The organism is Methanolinea mesophila, from assembly GCF_017873855.1.
Taxonomy (GTDB): domain Archaea; phylum Halobacteriota; class Methanomicrobia; order Methanomicrobiales; family Methanospirillaceae; genus Methanolinea_B; species Methanolinea_B mesophila.
Genome location: NZ_JAGGKR010000001.1, coordinates 1,119,241 through 1,135,984, shown reverse-complemented (window position 1 = coordinate 1,135,984; position 16,744 = coordinate 1,119,241). Strand labels below are relative to the sequence as shown.

Below are 16,744 nucleotides of genomic sequence, written 5' to 3'. Positions count from 1 at the left end.
TATGGCATATGAAAGGGAAGAATGGGTTCCACTCACCGGCCTTGGAAAAATGGTCGCCTCTGGTGAGTTCACCAGCATCGACCAGGTGCTGGAGAGCGGAAAACCCATCAAGGAACCTCAGATCGTGGATGCATTCCTTCCCGATCTCGAGGATGAGGTGCTGGACATCCAGATGGTCCAGCGCATGACCGACTCCGGCCGGCGGGTGAAATTCCGCGCCGTCGTAGTGGTTGGCAACCGGAACGGGTATATCGGCTTCGGCCAGGGCAAGGATGTCCAGGTCGGGGACGCGATCAGGAAGGCGATCACCGATGCGAAGACCAACCTGATCAAGGTACGGAGAGGATGCGGCAGCTGGGAATGCGGGTGCGGGACCAATCATTCCATCCCCATGCAGGTCGAGGGCTCGGCGGGAAGCGTCCGTGTCACCCTGAAGCCTGCACCGCAGGGTATCGGCCTGGTAACAGGAGAGATCAGCAGGAAAGTGCTGGAGCTCGCAGGTATCAAGGATACCTGGACCTTCTCCCGCGGCCAGACCAGGACCACCATAAACTTCGCCAAGGCCACCTTCAATGCACTGAAGGCCACCAACATGATTCGGATCGGGGGTCAGCAGTAATGTACGCCATCGTGCAGGTCAGGGGAGTGGTGAATACCCGCAGGGAGATCAAGGACACGCTGAAGATGCTCCGTCTGCACCATGTAAATCACTGCGTGATCGTCCCGGATACGCCGGAGTACCTGGGCATGATCCGCAAGGTGAAGGACTTCGTGGCCTATGGCGAGGTGGATGCGGCCACCGTGGAGACGATCCTCCGCACGAGGGGACGCATCGTGGGTGACGAGCCGTTCACCGACGAGTACGTGAAGGCAAACTCCGCGTACAAGGATATCGCAGACTTTGCCCAGTCCCTTGCAACGGGCGAGAGCAGGCTTTCCGATATGCCCGGGTTAAAACCGGTGCTCAGGCTGCACCCCCCGCGTAAAGGCTACAAGACCGTAAAGCGGACCTTCTCGCAGGGTGGTGCGCTTGGCTATTACGGGACAGAGATCAACTCTCTCCTGTATAAGATGAGGTGAGGGGATGCCGGTCAATAAGAGATCAAAATACCGGGGATCACGCACCTGCGGGGGCGGGACCCACAAGAACCGGCGTGGCGCCGGCAACAGGGGAGGAAGGGGAAGAGCAGGTCACAGAGACCACCGCTTTACCCATTATCTCCTGCTCGACGAGGTCCACAACGGGAAGCATGGTTTCGTGAACAAGACCGGGAATGATGTCAATGCAATCTCCGTCGGCCTGCTCGACCAGATGTCGGGGAAGCTCCTTGCTGAAGGTAAAGCGGCCAGGGACGGGGATGTCATCGCCATCGATGCGGCACAGATCGGTATCGATAAGATACTTGGCAGCGGAAAAGTCACTCAGAAGATGAAGATCACTGCCAGGTCGTTTTCCGAGCAGGCAAAAGCAAAGATCGAGGCGATGGGTGGTCAGGCACTGACCATCTGACCTCCATTCAGGTGAATAACAATGGGAGAGCTGTTGGACCGACTGGAGCCATTGCTTGCCAAAATGCCTACCGTGAAGGCACCGGAGGGGCATGTCCATTTCAAGAACAAGCTGATGTGGACGGCAGGCATCCTGGTTCTTTATTTTGCATTGACCAATATCCCCCTCTTCGGGCTTGACCCGAGCTCACAGGATATTTTCTTATATTTCAGGGCTCTTCTCGCAGGGGCGAGCGGGTCCCTGGTGGCCCTCGGTATCGGGCCCATCGTGACTGCATCCATCGTACTGCAGCTGTTGAAAGGGGCCGACATCCTTCATATCGATACCTCTGATGCCCGGGGCCAGGTCATGTACATGGGCCTGCAGAAGATCCTTATCATCGTCATGGTCATCGTCGAAGCCGCACCCAACCTGATAGGCGGCTTCATGAAGCCCGACCCGGTGATCGCCAACATGTTCTTTGGCGGGAATCTCTTCGCGGTCTCGTTACTCATCTTTATTCAGCTCATCATCGGTGGGTTGCTGATCGTATTCCTCGACGAGGTGGTGACCAAGTGGGGTATCGGTTCGGGAGTAGGGCTCTTCATCATTGCCGGGATATCCCAGGCACTGATCAACGGGTTCCTGAACTGGGCCCCGGTCAACGATCTCTATCCCTTCGGGTTCTTCCCGAGAATCGTTGCAGTACTGGCGGACGGTGCGAACTTCCTCCAGTATATGGGTACGGAAATGCTCGCCTTCGTCAGTACAATAGTGATCTTCCTGATCATCGTGTACGTCGAGTCGACGAGGATCGAGATCCCCCTGGCCCACGCCCAGGTCAGGGGGGCCCGTGCCCGCTTCCCTGTAAAACTGATCTATGCCAGCGTGTTGCCCATGATCCTCGTCCGTGTCCTCCAGGCGAACATCCAGATGATAGGGCTTTTCCTGAACAACATCGGGATTACCATCTTCGGGACCTACGACGGACAGACCCCGGTCTCCGGTCTCATGTGGTACCTTGCACCGGTCAACGGTCCGCAGGACTGGATGTGGTGGATTACCGATCTCGGGCATGCGCCCTGGGAGATCATCCTCCGCCTGGGCATCGATGTGATCTTCATGGTGGTCGGAGGTGCGATATTCGCCCTCTTCTGGATCAAGACTGCAGGTCTCGACTCTAAAGACGTTGCCCGGCAGATCCAGAGCAGCGGGATGTCGATCCCCGGCTACCGCCGAAACCCCCAGGTACTGGAGAAGTACCTGGACCGGTACATCCCCCGTGTCACCGTTATCGGCGGTGTCTTCATTGGCCTGCTCTCGGTGGCTGCGAACCTCTTCGGAGTTATAGGGGCGGTAAGCGGAACGGGGCTGCTGCTGACGGTGAGTATCACCTATCGTCTCTACGAGGAGATCGCGAGCCAGCAGATCATGGAGATGTACCCGTTCATGCGGACGTTCTTCGGGAAAGAATAACCTCAATTCTCTTTTTTTCATCATTCCACGCGATTTCCAGGAATTTAGCGGGGACATCGCAATACCCCGGCATTTTTGTTCGCTGGCGATGGAATAAGGATTTACCGAAGGCAGCACGCTCGCATAAGATCATTTATATTTCCTGAATTCTTATGTTATACATCGATTGGAATTGACTTTTTATAATCGAATGTCCATAGTTGGGCGTATCTTTGGGAAGGAGGAAATGACATGACCGGAAGGAGAGTGATCGTCACAGGGGTCCCCGGTGTGGGGAAGACCACCGTGGTTAATGGCGCTCTGAAAATGCTCGAAGATGAGGGTGTGACCTACAAGTCTCTCAACTTCGGCACGTACATGTTCGAGGTCGCAAAGAAGGAAGGGGTGGTTTCGGACAGGGACGAGATGAGGAAGCTTGACCGCGAGGTCCAGAAACGGCTCCAGAAGGAGGCCGCCAGGGCTATGGCCAGGGAAAGCGGCAATGTGCTTATCGACACCCATGCATCGGTGAAGACACCCCGGGGATACCTCCCGGGCCTGCCGGAATGGGTCCTTCGGGAACTCATGCCCGATACCATCGTACTGGTCGAGACAGACGAGGACCAGATCCTGATGCGGCGCTTGAGCGACGAGACGAGGACCAGGGACATGGAAGGTTCGAAGGGAATCGCGGAACATCAACAGTTCAACCGTTCCATCGGGGCATCCTATGCCATGATCACCGGATGCACTATCCGGATGGTGACAAACGCTGACCATCTGCTCGAGCAGGCCATCGGGGATATGGCAAGCGTGCTCAGGTGACCAATGGCAAAGAAAAATTATGGCGGGTATATCGCCATCCTGGTCCTTCTGGTGATGATGATATCCTACAGCATCCCTGCCATCAGGGAGACTGTGGGAAGCTTCATGGATGCGCTCTTCGGACCTCTGGTCGGGGAAGTGCCGTTTTATATTCTTATCGTCATCCTCTCCACGGTGACCGCCCTGTACTCTTCGCTGATCCAGAAATATACCATCGATTATGAACACATGCAGGAAGTCCAGGCGAAGATGAAGGACTTCCAAAAGGAGTTCCGCGAAGCGCAGCTTTCCCAGGACGAGAAGAAGATCAAGAAGCTCGAAGCGAAACGGGACCGGATGATGAAGGAACAGCTGGAGATGTCCCAACAGCAGTTCAAGCCGATGGCATACATCCTGGTAATCTCGGTTCCAATATTTTTCTGGCTTCTCTTCAGGCTGGCTGAAATACCTGCCGAGATCACCATGCCGTTCTTCGGCACCCAGCTCCTCTCCGCCATGGTGCTCGGACCCGTCCCGGCCTGGATACTGTGGTACATGATATGTTCGCTCACACTGAGCCAGATCGTCCGTAAGTCCCTGAATATCGGGGGCATCTGATGCGGGTCACGGTGAGCGGGTTACCCGGGAGCGGGACGACCTCGCTCGCCCGCTACCTTGCAGCGGAGCATAAACTCGAACTCATATCGGCCGGAGAAGTCTTTCGCCAGATGGCGAAGGAGAAGGAGATGGACCTCGTGGAGTTCGGCAGGCTGGCTTCCGAGGATCCGTCCATCGACCGGCTGATCGATGAACGCCAGAAGGAGATTGCCGGGCAGATGAATGACATCATCGTCGAAGGGCGGCTTTCGGGATGGTTCATCGGGGAAGCCGAGCTGAAGATATGGCTCACGGCCTCTCTTGAGTGCCGGGTAAGGAGGATCCTGGCACGGGATGTGATCGAGAACCTGGATATCGCGAAGAAATTGACCAGGCAGCGCGAAGAGTGCGAAGCGGAGCGGTACCGGACCTATTATGATATCGATATCTGCGATCTCTCTCCGTACCATATGGTCCTGAACTCCGAGCGCTGGGGCGTCGAGGAACTTGGTGCGATTGTGGATACCGCCATCCGGATGATCCGGACCTGAAATCCTGCAGATTCTCTTTTTTCTACTTTAAAAAGAAAAGAAAAGAAATCGCGATAAATCGCGAAGATCAAATCCTTAAATCTTGTTGAATAACTCGATACAATCGACGAAATCGATCCTCCCGTTATTATTATAATCGAACGCCTCAACCGGCTCGTTCTCACTGATCCAGTCCATCTGGTCGAAGAAGAGGAGAAGGTCGAGGAATTCGATTCTTCCGTTCCCGTTCAGGTCCTCATAAAATCCGTCACCGTCCAGATCGCCCGGCAGGGCGCCTGCCGTTACGCCGTACGTCATGGGCTGCCCGGAGGTACCCGCAAATGGGCAGATCGGCACTAGTGCAGGCCCGGAGTCAGCGGGGAATGGAGAAACGGGTCCCGTAGGAGTAGTCGGTTCGAAAGGACACGGGTCAGCGGGCTGCCCGGAATCAGCGGGGAATGGAGAAACGGGTCCCGTAGGAGGAGTCGGTTCGAAAGGACACGGGTCAGCGGCCGTCCCGGAGTCAGCGGGGAATGGAGAAACGGGTCCCGTAGGAGGAGTCGGTTCGAAAGGACACGGGGCAGCGGCCGCCCCGGAGTCAGCGGGGAAAGGAGAGACGGGTCCCGTAGGAGTAGTCGGTTCGAAAGGACACGGGGCAGCGGCCTGCCCGGAGTCAGCGGGGAAGGGAGAGACGGGTCCAGTGGGAGTCGATGGTCCGAACGGGCAGATCGAATCCGCAGCCATGACGCATCCATACGATCCGGTCATTATCAGTGCCATTGCGACGGCAAGGGCTCTTAACGTCTTGTTTGCCATGAAGATGCCACCTTGACAGGGCGGGTTTCCGCACCACCAGAACCCCGCCGGGAGTATATACTCCCCTTTCCCTTCGCGGTATATATATCCAGCGGGCCTGTTGCCAGAGACCTTCCAGTGAAAGACCATTTTAAATTTTCTTTTTCTTTTTTTAAGGATTTTTATTACATGAAATGTGAAATGAGGTCTTCAACAGGAGGTAAAGTGGTATGGGGAAACCGGCTCCGGAGGACAGGGTCTTGAATGGGAAGAACAATAATCTAAGCAGCCGACGCTCCTCGTTTCGCATCCTTACAATGATCAGCCCAGTCCGGAGGGATCCGCCAGTTTTCTCTCGGTGGGAGAGAGCTCATGGAGCCTGATGAATACCCCGATCATCTCGTTCCAGTGATCGGTGAGCGGGTACGCACGGAGCGTGATATTTTTCCTTCTTCCCGCGCTGGTGACAAGTGCGAGATTCCCTTCAATACCGATGACCATGCTCTCCCGCACCACTTCGTTGACCGGGTCCTCGATCTTTTCCCCCTTCCTGATATCCATGAGGATCATCAGGCGGTTCAACGGTTTTAATACCGCACTTCTCCTGTCAACCCCGATAAGGTGTTCGGCATACGGGTTCATGAACAGGATCCGCCCTTTCTTATCGGTGATAAGGATCCCATCCAGCACCGACATTATCGAGCGCAGGGGATTCTCCTCCCTGTTGAGGAGTTTTTTCTTTAGCTCATGGTTATGAATGGCGATCGCCACATTCGCCAGCATCGCCTTGTCATTGAACGGCTTGGTAATGAACCCGTAACAGTCGCTATATTTGACCCGGGAAAAGATTTCATCGCTTATCTGGCCGGAGATGAAGAGCACCGGGGTGTTGAATACATTATAGATGTACCGGGCAGCATATATCCCGTCGATCGACCCCTTAAGCCCGATATCCATCAGGACGAGGTCCGGGAAATGCTCGGCCACCATGGTGAGTGCGTCCTCACCGGACTTCGCGACCCCAGTGACCAGATAGTCCTTTTTGCGGAGGATTTTCTCTATCAGGCTGGCGATGATCTCGTCGTCCTCCACGATCAGGATCTCTTTTAACAGCTTCATGCCGATACTATCCAGTATCAATATGAAGGTTGAGTATTATGTAGTGTGGCATTCTGACTCAGCCGATGCTCCCCCATCACCCGAACGATCTTGACCGCTGTGCATGATTATGGATACAGGTATTGAGACCGGATACGAGATATTGGAAGATACTTTCCGCATACTGGGAGGTATGGATGCTTCCTGGGTTCCAATCGGGATTGTGTTCGTGGTGACCGTGGGTATCGCGCTCATTCTAAGCCTCATCTTCTCCCGGAGAGCGGGTGCCGGAATCTTATTTCCCCACCGATCGGGACGCGGAAGGAAGGGGAAGGATTGTTCGCACCAACTCCGTTTAGGAGACGACTGGTATGCCCGTGGAGAGCACCTCGTCGCGGCAGGTATGTACCGCGAAGCACTCGCCGCATATGAACGGGCGTACGCACTGGAGAACAACGGGCCTGGGATGCTGTATTGCAGGGGGAGAATCTTTTACGATATGGGCATGTACGACCAGGCGTGGGGACAAGTATCACATGCGCTGGCGGAAGATTCCCGCCACGCCGCAGCATGGATACTGAAAGGCGATCTCCTCTGTAAAAAGGGTGATCTGGCCAATGCCCGCTCTTGTTACCGGATGGCATTCTATCTGCAGGGTCAGGATAAAGCCCGGATACCTCCGGAATACTGGGACGAACTTCCAGATGACCCTATATCTGATAAGTGGTAACATACTCTCTGAAAATATCGGGAACGGGATCGGTGACAGATGGGAGAGGGAGTATACGAACTCGAACTGCGGGATGTCGATTCCTGGGACCCCGTCGAGATCGAATACCTCTACCGGGCTGCCGGCTGGTGGAAGGAAGAGTACGATTCCCGGGAACTGCCCGGGCTTATACGTTCAAGTTTCGTATTCATCGTTGCGCTTGACAAAAAAACAGGCAAGGCTATCGGTATGGGAAGGGCCATTTCTGACGGGATCTCTGATGCGTACCTGCAGGATCTTGTAGTGCTGCCGGGGTTCAGGAGCCTCGGGATCGGGACGAGAATCGTAAAGATGCTTGTCGAGTCCTGTATCGCACGGGGTATCACCTGGATCGCACTCATTGCAGAACCGGGGACGGAACATTTTTATCTGCCCAACGGCTTTTCCCCCATGACCGGATACGTTCCCATGCGCTATACTGGGATGGACTGAAAAAATGCTGACACGTAAGGATTTTTTACCCGTAACGCTGGAAGACCGGGACCTGTTCCGGGCACATTATGCACGATATCCGCAGACCCATAGCGATAATACATTCACTAACATGGTCTGCTGGAATTCATACGCCCATTACGAATTCGCACGGAAAAAAGGGGCCATTATACTGGCGAGCACGATTGAAGGAGAGACAAAATTCCGGCCCCCGATAGGCCCGAGAGACCCCGCGTTGCTGAAAGAACTTATCAGACTGGCGATAGCGGAGGGGGATGACACCCCCCTTGTCCTGGTCGATGAAGAGACGAGAGCGTGGATAATGACGCTCTACCCGGACCTCGAGTTAACCCCGGATCGCGATTATTTTGAGTACGTGTACCGCACTGACGACCTCGCGGGACTTACAGGCAAACAATACCTCACCATACGAAGGCAGCTCTCGCGGTTCAGGAGGAATTGTTCACCTGTTGTCGAGGAGATCTCACCCGGTACCCTGGGAGAGGTGCATGACTTCCTCGTAGAGTGGTGCGAGTGGAAAGACTGCGATTCCGTCCCTTTCCTCGGCTATGAGAAAGATGCGGTCTTCTTTGCGCTGGATCACTACGAGGAGCTCGGGCTTTCCGGGCTGATCATACGGGTCGTGGGCAAGATTGGGGCGATTACACTTTACGAGGAACTGAGTCCCTCCACTGCCGTCGTGCATTTCGAAAAAGGCCTTCCTGACTGCGAGGGGATCTACAAGGCGATCAATGCAGAAGCCGCCACCGCACTTCTGGGCAGGTTCGAGTTTATCAACCGGGAGAGTGACATGGGGGTGGAGGGACTGCGGGAGGCCAAGACCAGGTATCACCCCCATCACATGGTCGAAGTATACTGCGCACGAAAAGACGACCTGAAAAGATGTATTTAGTGCAATGGTCCCCCATATATCCTTATTTTGAGATCGGTCAAAAAGGCCTGGTACGGCTTTATTTCAAATCCTGAATAATTTGGCGCGCGTCACAATTAAAACGTTTAATTCGGCCGGAATCAAAATACCTCATCGTTTGTCTTATTTTTCCAAGATTTGGCAAGAATGCGCCTTTCATATGCAAAAGTATCGATTATCCGGCTGTTGTTGCAACAATAAGATTTATATTTGGAACATCGAACCTCTAAGAAATAGTTCGTGACCGAACTATAGTGGGAGTATGACAATGCTTGACATGAAACATGAAGTAATGGTCCGTAAGATGAAGGACGAAGATGTGATCAAGAAGTTTAAGAAGGAGAAGTGTTGGGGTTTGTGCACCGGTGTAGATCTCAAGGACTGCAACCCCGAGACCATTCGCGATCCGGATTCAATTCGCAGATTTATCATCGAGCTCTGCGACCTGATCGAGATGAAAAGGTTCGGGGACCCCACTGTAATCCACTTCGGCCCTAACGAGCGCGTAGCAGGATATTCCATGACCCAGCTGATCGAGACATCACTCATATCAGGCCACTTTGCCAATGAGACCAATTCGGCATACCTGGATATTTTCAGTTGCAAGGAATATGCCCCGGAAAAGACTGCAGAATTCTGCAAGAAATTTTTCGGAGCAAAAACGATGAATTACAATATCATGTTCCGGAATTAATCCGGGAACAAAGAATTTTTATATCCTTTTTTGGGGTGTTCTTACTTGGAACTCTCGACGGGGTACCCCGACGCCCGGTTGCGGGAGCAGCAGGTCCGTTTTCAGGGAAGGTATTCAGAGAACCAGCGTTTTATCCTTTGTTCCGCGGCTTCGTAGCCCCCGTCAATAAACACACCTCCGATGATCGCGAGCAGGGTGTCTGCGAGAATCGCGCTCTTAATCTCCCCCGCCGGTTCGATCTCGTCGGGACGTTCGCGGATGAACGACCATATCGAGAGCTGCTCGGCTACGGCGGCAAGGATCTCCCTCTTCATGATTGAATCTCTTGTCCGGGCCAGTCGTGCGGCGTCATCAATCCCATCGCGGTAGAGAAGGTCAAGGAGCACGGCCGAGAGCACCGCATTCCCAATGAGTCCCGGTACCTGCTGGTCACAGAGGATCCTCTTATCAACCGGACGGGTCAGCGAGCGGTCAAGCACTTCACGGTCATAGAAAAAATATCCCAGAAGGTCTTCGATGGTCATACATCACTTCCGAAAGGAGAATACGAGTATCTTCCCTAAAAAACTCACGTCTAAAAAAGACCGGTGATCCCGTCCGCAATAATCTTTATCGCGATAGCCGCCACCAGCATCCCGAGCACCCTGGCCATGATGTCGGTAATGCAGTCACCGAGCACCCGCTGGATTATCCCGGAGAACCTTAAAATTATCCAGGTCGCGAGAAGGGCGAGCGCAATTGCCAGCGCGAGGACCAGTGTGCCATAGTCTCTCGAGAGAAGAAGTACGGTAGTAATTGCCCCCGGTCCGCAAAGAAGGGGGGTACCGATCACCACCCCTGCCGCGGTCCGGGAATGACTGTGCGAGGGGCCGATCTCGATCCCAAGTGCCATCTGTATACCGAGTATAAACAGCAGGATACCCCCGGCAACCTGGAAGCTCGGCAGGGTGATGCCCAGCGTATCAAAGATGAGGAAATTGAAGAAGAGGAATATATACATGAGCACCCCCGCTACCACTACCGCGATCAATGCCTGTTTATTGACCTCCGATGCGGGCATGTCCTTTGTCATCGAAGTGAAGATCGGCACGCTCAACAAGGGATCGAGAATGACGAACAGCGCAGAGAAGGAGTAAATCAGGGGGGTCAGTATGTCCTGCATACGAGATTACTAATGAAATTGCGCTCTGAACGGATAAATACGCCGGACATTATCCGGAACTGCAAAAAGATGCTCCTGATATGGCGCACCTGTTTTTTTTGGATAGGGGGGGTTGATGCCAGATTCTGGGGGTGTCCGGCATTAAAAAAAACCAGGTGACATATCAGAGAGCATATAGAATATTAGACAATATCGATTAAATAGTTTCACTTTTGGCCACTATTGTTAGGTTCAAATGAGAAATATAACCCATTTTGCTCTTGATTCAGGCATTGTCACGCCGATCTACGAACCTCTTCGGCCTTCCCCGGACCTGGTACAGCTCGAGTCCGCCGGGAGGAGTAAAATTGAACAGTATCTCGAGATTCTCACCATATGCCCGGGCTAGATCGGGTTTGGATCCAAAAAAAGCTGCGAGGAACCGGTCTTTGACCAGAACCTTGTCGGTCTGATCGGGATCATGTGCTTCCAGGCTCAGCCTGAGCGTCACTTCGTCTTCGTCCGCCCGCCCGTAGATGAATGCCTCGTACTCTCCGGTGAGATACTCCATGCTGTCCGGCTGGAAGACCCCGCGCTCGATATCAACCCTGTTTACAGGTGTTCCGAGTAACCAGTAAGTTTCTGCCTCGCGCTGGGGGTTCACGATCCTCATATGGGTCCTTCCGCAGGGGCAGGGGTCTCTGGTGATGACGACGGTGGTATCCTCGGTGTCGTAATTCAGGAGGAGGGTGCCGGAGCGGCCTCCTGCCGGTATCAGGGTGGTCAGTACCGCCCTCCCGCATTCGCCGTCGGGCACGAACTTCTCCAGGCTGGGATCGTACACGTCGAGATGGACCAGGTCTTCGGGCACGTGCAGTCCCGTAAGAGCGGTGCATTCTCCGCACATGGTCCCCTCGGTGCTCCCGTAGGTGTTGTATACCGGCCTGCCCCAGAGTTCAGAGAGATATGCCCTGGACTCTTCCGCAAAACTTTCTCCTCCGACGATTAAACGCTCGATTGAGGAATCGCGGGGATTGTATCCTTCGTTACTCATTCTGCGTGCAAGATGGAGCAGTTTGAATATGCTTCCCACTATTCCTGTCGGCCGGTAATTACGCAGGATTCTGCTTGGGAAGCTGCACTTTCCGGTGGGAATGATGGTGATGCCACTGTCGCGGGCGGCGAGAGTCATGGTATTCGCACCAATATTCATTCCATAGGTGGAACAGACCACAACCCTGTCCCCAGGGCCGAACCCCTGCGAGACGAATATCCGGGCATACTTCTCGGCGTGTCTTATCCAGTCGTCCCAGGTCAGGAAAAAACTTTTCGGGGTCCCCGAGGTCCCGCTGGTCTCGTGGATGGTGAAGATCTGGTCCCATTCCGCCGAGAGAAACTCGAAGTCCGGAGTTTCCGGGGGCTGGTTCTTCCTTATCATGGTCGCGGATACGAGAGGAAGTTCGAGGAGATCCTCGTGTTCCCTGATCGAGCCCGGGTCGAGATTATGACGGGAGAACCATTTCCTGTAAAATGGGGAATGTTCCGAGGCATACCGGACGGTGTACCTTACCCGCTCGTCAATGAGCCCGTCGAGCTCGTCCCGGGACATAGTCTCGATTCGTGCATTGAAGAATGATTCTTTCTGCATACAACCACTGTCCTTTAGTCTTCCTGGCGATCAGCCCGAACGCCACCATCTCCCGGGGAAGAGCGAAAGGCTCATGTGGAGCACAAGGAGAATGATGAACGGCCCCCAGAGATAGATGTGAATCCGTTCCGCGATGCTTTTCCCGAGCAGGCCCCCTGTCAGCTGACCGACAATTGCGGCCTCACCGGTCCCGAATCCTGTGAGCAGTACAAGAACCGTCATGAGGAACAGCAGCCAGGCGACCATCCTTCTTACCCTTCTTCCCGGAGTAGACCCACGCCTCACCGGCTGCTCAGTGTGAATTGTCGGTGGTGTCATAACCCGAAGAAACTCCTGTTAAGGTATCCCAGGTTGGAATATCCTCTTGATTCCCAATATCCCCTGAAATTCTGGTCGTTTGACACTTCCATCGAAGTGACCCATTTTATCCACTTATATCCCCAGCGATCTTCGGCGACAAGCTGGAAAGGATACCCGCGAATGGCCGGGAGCGTGACGTTGTTCATACTGTACGCGAGCAGGATATTCTGATCATCAAGGTATGACTGGGAGAGGGAGGTGCTGTACCCGTCATAGGCACGGAATATAACCATTGCCGCCGAAGGATCCGCCCCTGAATCAGCGAGAATATCTTTTACCAGAATTCCTTCCCACAGGATGGTGACATCCCATCCTTCTACACAATGAAGTGTCACTACTTTCCTGTAGTGGGGAAACCTTGTAATAAGCTCGTCGTATGTGTATAAACGCGGGGGGCTGACAAGACCTTTTACCTCCAGCCGGTATGCGGATATATTCACGTTTTGGGGCCCCTTTATCGAATTTTCACGAAATGCCCCTATCGAATCGAGACGTTCTCCCATGTACTCCCGGACTTCTACCGCGGGAAGCACCGGAACCTCCCCACTCCCCGGAGATCCGGGAAATCCGAAGAGGTCGACGAGGTAAATGCCGGTGACCACTATCAGCAGGATTGATAAAAGTACGACCCCTTTTGAAAGACCCATGCTTTCCGGACACCTTCACGTCCCCGTCGAGCGGAAAGGGAATAAATGTTCCCTTGTCCTACCCTGCACGGACAGGGGGGCCTGGTGGTTCCGTGACGCATATCTTTATCAGTCATCTTCTGGTATACTAGTTCGATCGAGGAAAAGTGAATGACCAGCGTAAGGCGCTATAAGTGCGTAATCTGCGGATACATTTATTCCCCTCTCCGGGGTGAGCCGCATAACGGGATACCCCCCGGGACGGAGTTCGAAGACCTGCCCGATACCTATCTGTGCCCGGTATGCGGGATGGAGGGAAAAGGGAGGATTGGAAAAGGCGGGTTCGAGGAGTGGATCCCCACAAAATACATCTGCAACGTGTGCGGGTATGTCTACGATCAGAAAAGAGGGGAGCCGCACCGGGGTATCAAACCGGGGACTCCCTTCGAAAACCTTCCTGACGACTACACGTGTCCTATTTGTGCCCTTGATCCGAAGATCTCCAAGGTGTACGGAAAAGTCTACAAGCAGGGCTTCGATCCTCTTGACATTCCGTGAGTTTTCTCATCCCTTTTTTTGGTGGCATCCATTGAAAACAGTATGTCGCTATTTGTTCATCGCGTAATACCCGGTCCAACGATCGCTTCTTCCTGAAATTTAAAAGTGATTTTTCCCTCTGAAGGTTCAGTCTCTGCGTCAATTCCGGCAACCTTTCCGAGGTATCCCGGATTTTTACTCCCTGTTTCCGTGAGTCGGGAAGGATTCCTCCATTCATTCCGAAAAATTATGCTGACAATTTGTACCGATAGCGGAATTAGCGTATTGCATTATACGGTATATATTGAAAAATTTTTCATCTATTTCAGGTCTTTTAACATTTTCCCCCGGGACGTTCCCGGGGTCTTCGCCGCCGCCGCGATATCCGGGTAAAATGTTAATCCTGTTTCGTATTGCTCAAAAATAATCCGCAAAAAACGATCCTTGGGCATCAGACGGTAGGGAATATTCCGTCGGGGCGTTGCGACTGCGAGGAGCAGGCCTGAGGGTGTCCCTACATTTCTTCTCACTGCCCTCATCGCCCTCCTGGATACGGCAGATCTCCATTCCTGCTCGCCAACCTGCCGGGCCCGGCTTCCTCCCTTCTCCAGGGGGGGACTGGCAGCGAACCGGAAAGAATTCATCCCCACTTCCAAAAAGCATACAGTGGCGGTCTGGAATTACACTGGCACCAATCGTCCGATTAATCAGGCCAGTTCTCCGGATCTCCTATCCGGTGTTTCAGGCTGATCCGGGTAAATATTCTTCGCGACTTCCGAAAACAGCAACAACAGTGCCTCCTCAAGGGGATCTTCCGGCAGCGGAGAGGCCGGCTTTCCAGAACGGGTGAGGATACCTGCGAGCAGGTTGGCATAGCTCCTATCGGCGTTATGCAGCGCCCTGGCGCCATGGGCCCACCGTTCCGCAACGCTCCGGGGAGCCGGTTCTCCGGGAGTCATACCTCAGTCTGGGGGGGCGAAAATAAAAAGAAAGATACCACGTAGGGTGAAAGTGGCAGTTCCACACCTGATGTTTTTTAAAAAATTTTAGATGAGTTTGAATATTGGGTGGTTCTCAGCCTTGCACTCGATTCCCATCTGCCGGGTGGCCTCGAGGACTGCGATGTCGGTGTATGCCTGGGCAGTGATCATGGCTTCCACGTTCTCGATAGGACCGTACATGATAAGGTCGGCACCGAGGGTGCTCGCGATCATGTTGCAGCCGATATCGGGTGCGGACCATGCCGCCTGGATGACACCGTCCATGCCGCCCTGGTAGTGGTGCAGGAGCTGCTCGGTGTAGAGGTCCTTACCTTTCAGGGTCTCCGCCAGCTTCGAGGGGTTCTTCTTGGAACCTTTCCAGCGCTTGAGCCAGGTCCAGGAGACGGTCATGTTGTGGTAGGCACCACCGGTGGGGTACCCGTGGATCGCCTTGCAGGCGAGGATCTCACGGTATGACCCGCCCGAGCCGAGCCCGAGGGGAGTTGCCGCAGTGTCGAGAATGGGCCGCTTGATCCCACACTCCTCGGCAATCTGTATCATTCCCTTTGTCTGGCCTGCGACTCCGCCCTCTACGAGGGTCTTCTCCCTGCCTACGACCGAAGGGTCGGCGGGGTTGAACGCCAGCACAATGGCTGCGTCCACGTCGCTGTTCTTCAGGGCCTCGATGTTCTCCGGCGGGATTGACCCGTTGATGGAGTTGTAGATTGCCCGATTCGCCAGTCCGACCTCGGTCACATACTTGCACGCGTGCGCAAGTGCGACCGGGGCCGAAGAGTCCATGAGGAATGCGGTCTTGTTGTCGATGCTGTCAAACCAGGAGAAGTAGCTCTCGAAGGCGACCCCGTATTCAGCGATGATCTGAATGAAATGGGGGATGCCGGTCATGTCGGAGAGCTCCTGGCAGCGGTTCCAGAGTGCCTCTGCCTTTGGTTTGTCAATCTTGCCGGTGTGGTCGTCGAGCACTACCTCATGCTTGTTGTAGAAGATAGATGCACCGAGCACGGTGGGGTACTCACCCGGCTGGCCACCAATCATGGTGCCATTGAAGTCCCAGACTTGCTGTTCTTTTTCAAACCTGAACATATTTCTTCACACCTCCTTACATAATCGTACTTAACTTCGGGAGCAGGACAAGCAGGATGACGAATACGATCAGTCCTACGACGAGCCCGTAGAGTATACCGATATCTCTTCCGATCTTCCGGCCTACCCTCTGGGCCACTTCTGCATCAACGAACTCAAGCTGCTTCTCGATCTTGTCGAGCCGCTTCTCGATCTCCAGGAACTGGGGATTTACGCCTGCTGCAGCGACTTCTACTCCGCCTGCCGCCTCCTTGACCTCAACGACCATGGCGTCGGCCGGGAATGCCCCTGGGTCCTTCTCATGGAGTTCATGAATCTTGGCTTTGATTGCGCCGAGATCCTCGGATTCCATGATATTGACAATCTCGATCTGCTCCTGGAAACGCTTGATTGCGTCCCCGCTGAGATTCTCGATGAAGGGGATTGCACCTTCGGCTCCTACGACACGGCCTTCCTTGACTCCGCTCTTGTGGAGTGCGATGAGGGTCTGGCCCGAGAGGTGACCTTTCACCTCGGTACCGCAAAGGAGCATGAACCGGATGTTCGGGTTGGAGATGATATTGGCGATGACCTTCTCCAGACCGAGGTTCTCAGTCTTACAGGAACCGCAGATCGCAGCTCCCGCGTCACAGATGCCTTTTTCGTCAAGGTGAGACCCCATGGTCACGACTGCGACCGGGCTGTTGGGATCCCCTGAGTGGAAGTCTCCCTGGACGATCGGCCATCCGCTTGCCGGTGATTTCTTTTCTGCCAT

The 16,744-nt window shown here is 54.1% G+C and carries 22 protein-coding genes; 12 read left to right on the top strand and 10 right to left on the bottom strand.

The genetic code is table 11. The annotated features are described in order from the left end of the window. The first annotated feature begins 1 nt into the window (after position 1). The 7 genes from J2741_RS05270 (at position 2) to cmk (ending at position 4,896) form a co-directional block, all read left to right on the top strand. Positions 2-619, top strand: coding sequence for a 30S ribosomal protein S5 (locus J2741_RS05270; RefSeq protein WP_209673967.1), 618 nt, complete (start codon positions 2-4; stop codon positions 617-619). Next, entirely contained in the window at positions 619-1,080 is a 462-nt protein-coding gene (locus tag J2741_RS05265) for a 50S ribosomal protein L30 (protein WP_209673966.1), read from the top strand. The genes J2741_RS05270 and J2741_RS05265 overlap by 1 nt, the downstream gene beginning before the upstream one ends. Positions 1,081-1,084: 4 nt before the next feature. After that, positions 1,085-1,510 carry an uL15m family ribosomal protein gene (locus J2741_RS05260; protein WP_209673965.1) on the top strand — a complete coding sequence of 142 codons (426 nt, stop codon included), beginning with the start codon at positions 1,085-1,087 and terminating at the stop codon, positions 1,508-1,510. A gap of 21 nt (positions 1,511-1,531) precedes the next feature. Then, complete coding sequence (gene secY, locus J2741_RS05255; RefSeq protein WP_209673964.1) at positions 1,532-2,965, top strand: preprotein translocase subunit SecY; 1,434 nt, start codon at positions 1,532-1,534, stop codon at positions 2,963-2,965. Between the two features lie 231 nt (positions 2,966-3,196). After that, positions 3,197-3,769, top strand: coding sequence for an adenylate kinase (locus J2741_RS05250; RefSeq protein WP_209673963.1), 573 nt, complete (start codon positions 3,197-3,199; stop codon positions 3,767-3,769). Between the two features lie 3 nt (positions 3,770-3,772). Continuing rightward, a complete protein-coding gene (locus tag J2741_RS05245) occupies positions 3,773-4,366 on the top strand; it encodes a DUF106 domain-containing protein (protein WP_209673962.1) in 594 nt (197 codons plus the stop codon). Further along, positions 4,366-4,896 (top strand): (d)CMP kinase, encoded by a 531-nt coding sequence (gene cmk / locus J2741_RS05240; protein WP_209673961.1) that lies wholly within the window; start codon positions 4,366-4,368, stop codon positions 4,894-4,896. The genes J2741_RS05245 and cmk overlap by 1 nt, the downstream gene beginning before the upstream one ends. 75 nt (positions 4,897-4,971) lie before the next feature. Here the strand turns inward: cmk and J2741_RS12915 are convergent, their stop codons facing one another. Both J2741_RS12915 and J2741_RS05230 read right to left on the bottom strand, forming a co-directional pair. Continuing rightward, complete coding sequence (locus J2741_RS12915; protein WP_245249413.1) at positions 4,972-5,193, bottom strand: dockerin type I domain-containing protein; 222 nt, start codon at positions 5,191-5,193, stop codon at positions 4,972-4,974. 798 nt (positions 5,194-5,991) lie between these two features. Then, a complete protein-coding gene (locus tag J2741_RS05230; protein ID WP_209673959.1) occupies positions 5,992-6,789 on the bottom strand; it encodes an ATP-binding response regulator in 798 nt (265 codons plus the stop codon). Between the two features lie 172 nt (positions 6,790-6,961). Here J2741_RS05230 and J2741_RS05225 point away from each other — a divergent pair, with 172 nt between their 5' ends. The 4 genes from J2741_RS05225 (at position 6,962) to speD (ending at position 9,594) form a co-directional block, all read left to right on the top strand. After that, positions 6,962-7,498 carry a tetratricopeptide repeat protein gene (locus J2741_RS05225; protein ID WP_209673958.1) on the top strand — a complete coding sequence of 179 codons (537 nt, stop codon included), beginning with the start codon at positions 6,962-6,964 and terminating at the stop codon, positions 7,496-7,498. 39 nt (positions 7,499-7,537) lie between these two features. Beyond that, positions 7,538-7,969: a GNAT family N-acetyltransferase gene (locus J2741_RS05220; RefSeq protein WP_209673957.1), complete on the top strand. Its 432-nt coding sequence runs from the start codon at positions 7,538-7,540 to the stop codon at positions 7,967-7,969. Between the two features lie 4 nt (positions 7,970-7,973). Further along, positions 7,974-8,882: a DUF2156 domain-containing protein gene (locus J2741_RS05215; RefSeq protein ID WP_209673956.1), complete on the top strand. Its 909-nt coding sequence runs from the start codon at positions 7,974-7,976 to the stop codon at positions 8,880-8,882. 286 nt (positions 8,883-9,168) lie between these two features. Beyond that, complete coding sequence (speD, locus tag J2741_RS05210; protein ID WP_342452233.1) at positions 9,169-9,594, top strand: S-adenosylmethionine decarboxylase; 426 nt, start codon at positions 9,169-9,171, stop codon at positions 9,592-9,594. 101 nt (positions 9,595-9,695) lie between these two features. Here speD and J2741_RS05205 read toward each other — a convergent pair whose 3' ends face one another. The 5 genes from J2741_RS05205 to J2741_RS05185 all read right to left on the bottom strand — a co-directional run bounded on the left by J2741_RS05205 (position 9,696) and on the right by J2741_RS05185 (position 13,390). Beyond that, entirely contained in the window at positions 9,696-10,118 is a 423-nt protein-coding gene (locus J2741_RS05205) for a ribonuclease III domain-containing protein (RefSeq protein ID WP_209673955.1), read from the bottom strand. 50 nt (positions 10,119-10,168) lie between these two features. Next, positions 10,169-10,756, bottom strand: coding sequence for a MarC family protein (locus J2741_RS05200; RefSeq protein ID WP_209673954.1), 588 nt, complete (start codon positions 10,754-10,756; stop codon positions 10,169-10,171). A gap of 265 nt (positions 10,757-11,021) precedes the next feature. Further along, complete coding sequence (gene ftsA, locus J2741_RS05195; RefSeq protein ID WP_209673953.1) at positions 11,022-12,383, bottom strand: coenzyme F390 synthetase; 1,362 nt, start codon at positions 12,381-12,383, stop codon at positions 11,022-11,024. A gap of 30 nt (positions 12,384-12,413) precedes the next feature. After that, positions 12,414-12,701 (bottom strand): cytochrome b/b6 domain-containing protein, encoded by a 288-nt coding sequence (locus J2741_RS05190; RefSeq protein ID WP_342452232.1) that lies wholly within the window; start codon positions 12,699-12,701, stop codon positions 12,414-12,416. Then, positions 12,698-13,390, bottom strand: coding sequence for a molybdopterin-dependent oxidoreductase (locus J2741_RS05185; RefSeq protein WP_209673951.1), 693 nt, complete (start codon positions 13,388-13,390; stop codon positions 12,698-12,700). The genes J2741_RS05190 and J2741_RS05185 overlap by 4 nt, the downstream gene beginning before the upstream one ends. A gap of 150 nt (positions 13,391-13,540) precedes the next feature. On the opposite strand from J2741_RS05185, the gene J2741_RS05180 reads away from it, so the two are divergent. Next, a complete protein-coding gene (locus J2741_RS05180; protein WP_209673950.1) occupies positions 13,541-13,927 on the top strand; it encodes a rubredoxin in 387 nt (128 codons plus the stop codon). Between the two features lie 686 nt (positions 13,928-14,613). Here the strand turns inward: J2741_RS05180 and J2741_RS05175 are convergent. The 3 genes from J2741_RS05175 to mtrA form a co-directional block, all read right to left on the bottom strand. After that, a complete protein-coding gene (locus tag J2741_RS05175; protein WP_209673949.1) occupies positions 14,614-14,865 on the bottom strand; it encodes a hypothetical protein in 252 nt (83 codons plus the stop codon). Between the two features lie 87 nt (positions 14,866-14,952). Then, positions 14,953-15,990, bottom strand: a complete 1,038-nt coding sequence (gene mtrH / locus J2741_RS05170) for a tetrahydromethanopterin S-methyltransferase subunit H (RefSeq protein WP_209673948.1) — start codon at positions 15,988-15,990, stop codon at positions 14,953-14,955. Positions 15,991-16,006: 16 nt separating this feature from the next. Continuing rightward, complete coding sequence (gene mtrA, locus J2741_RS05165; RefSeq protein ID WP_209673947.1) at positions 16,007-16,744, bottom strand: tetrahydromethanopterin S-methyltransferase subunit A; 738 nt, start codon at positions 16,742-16,744, stop codon at positions 16,007-16,009.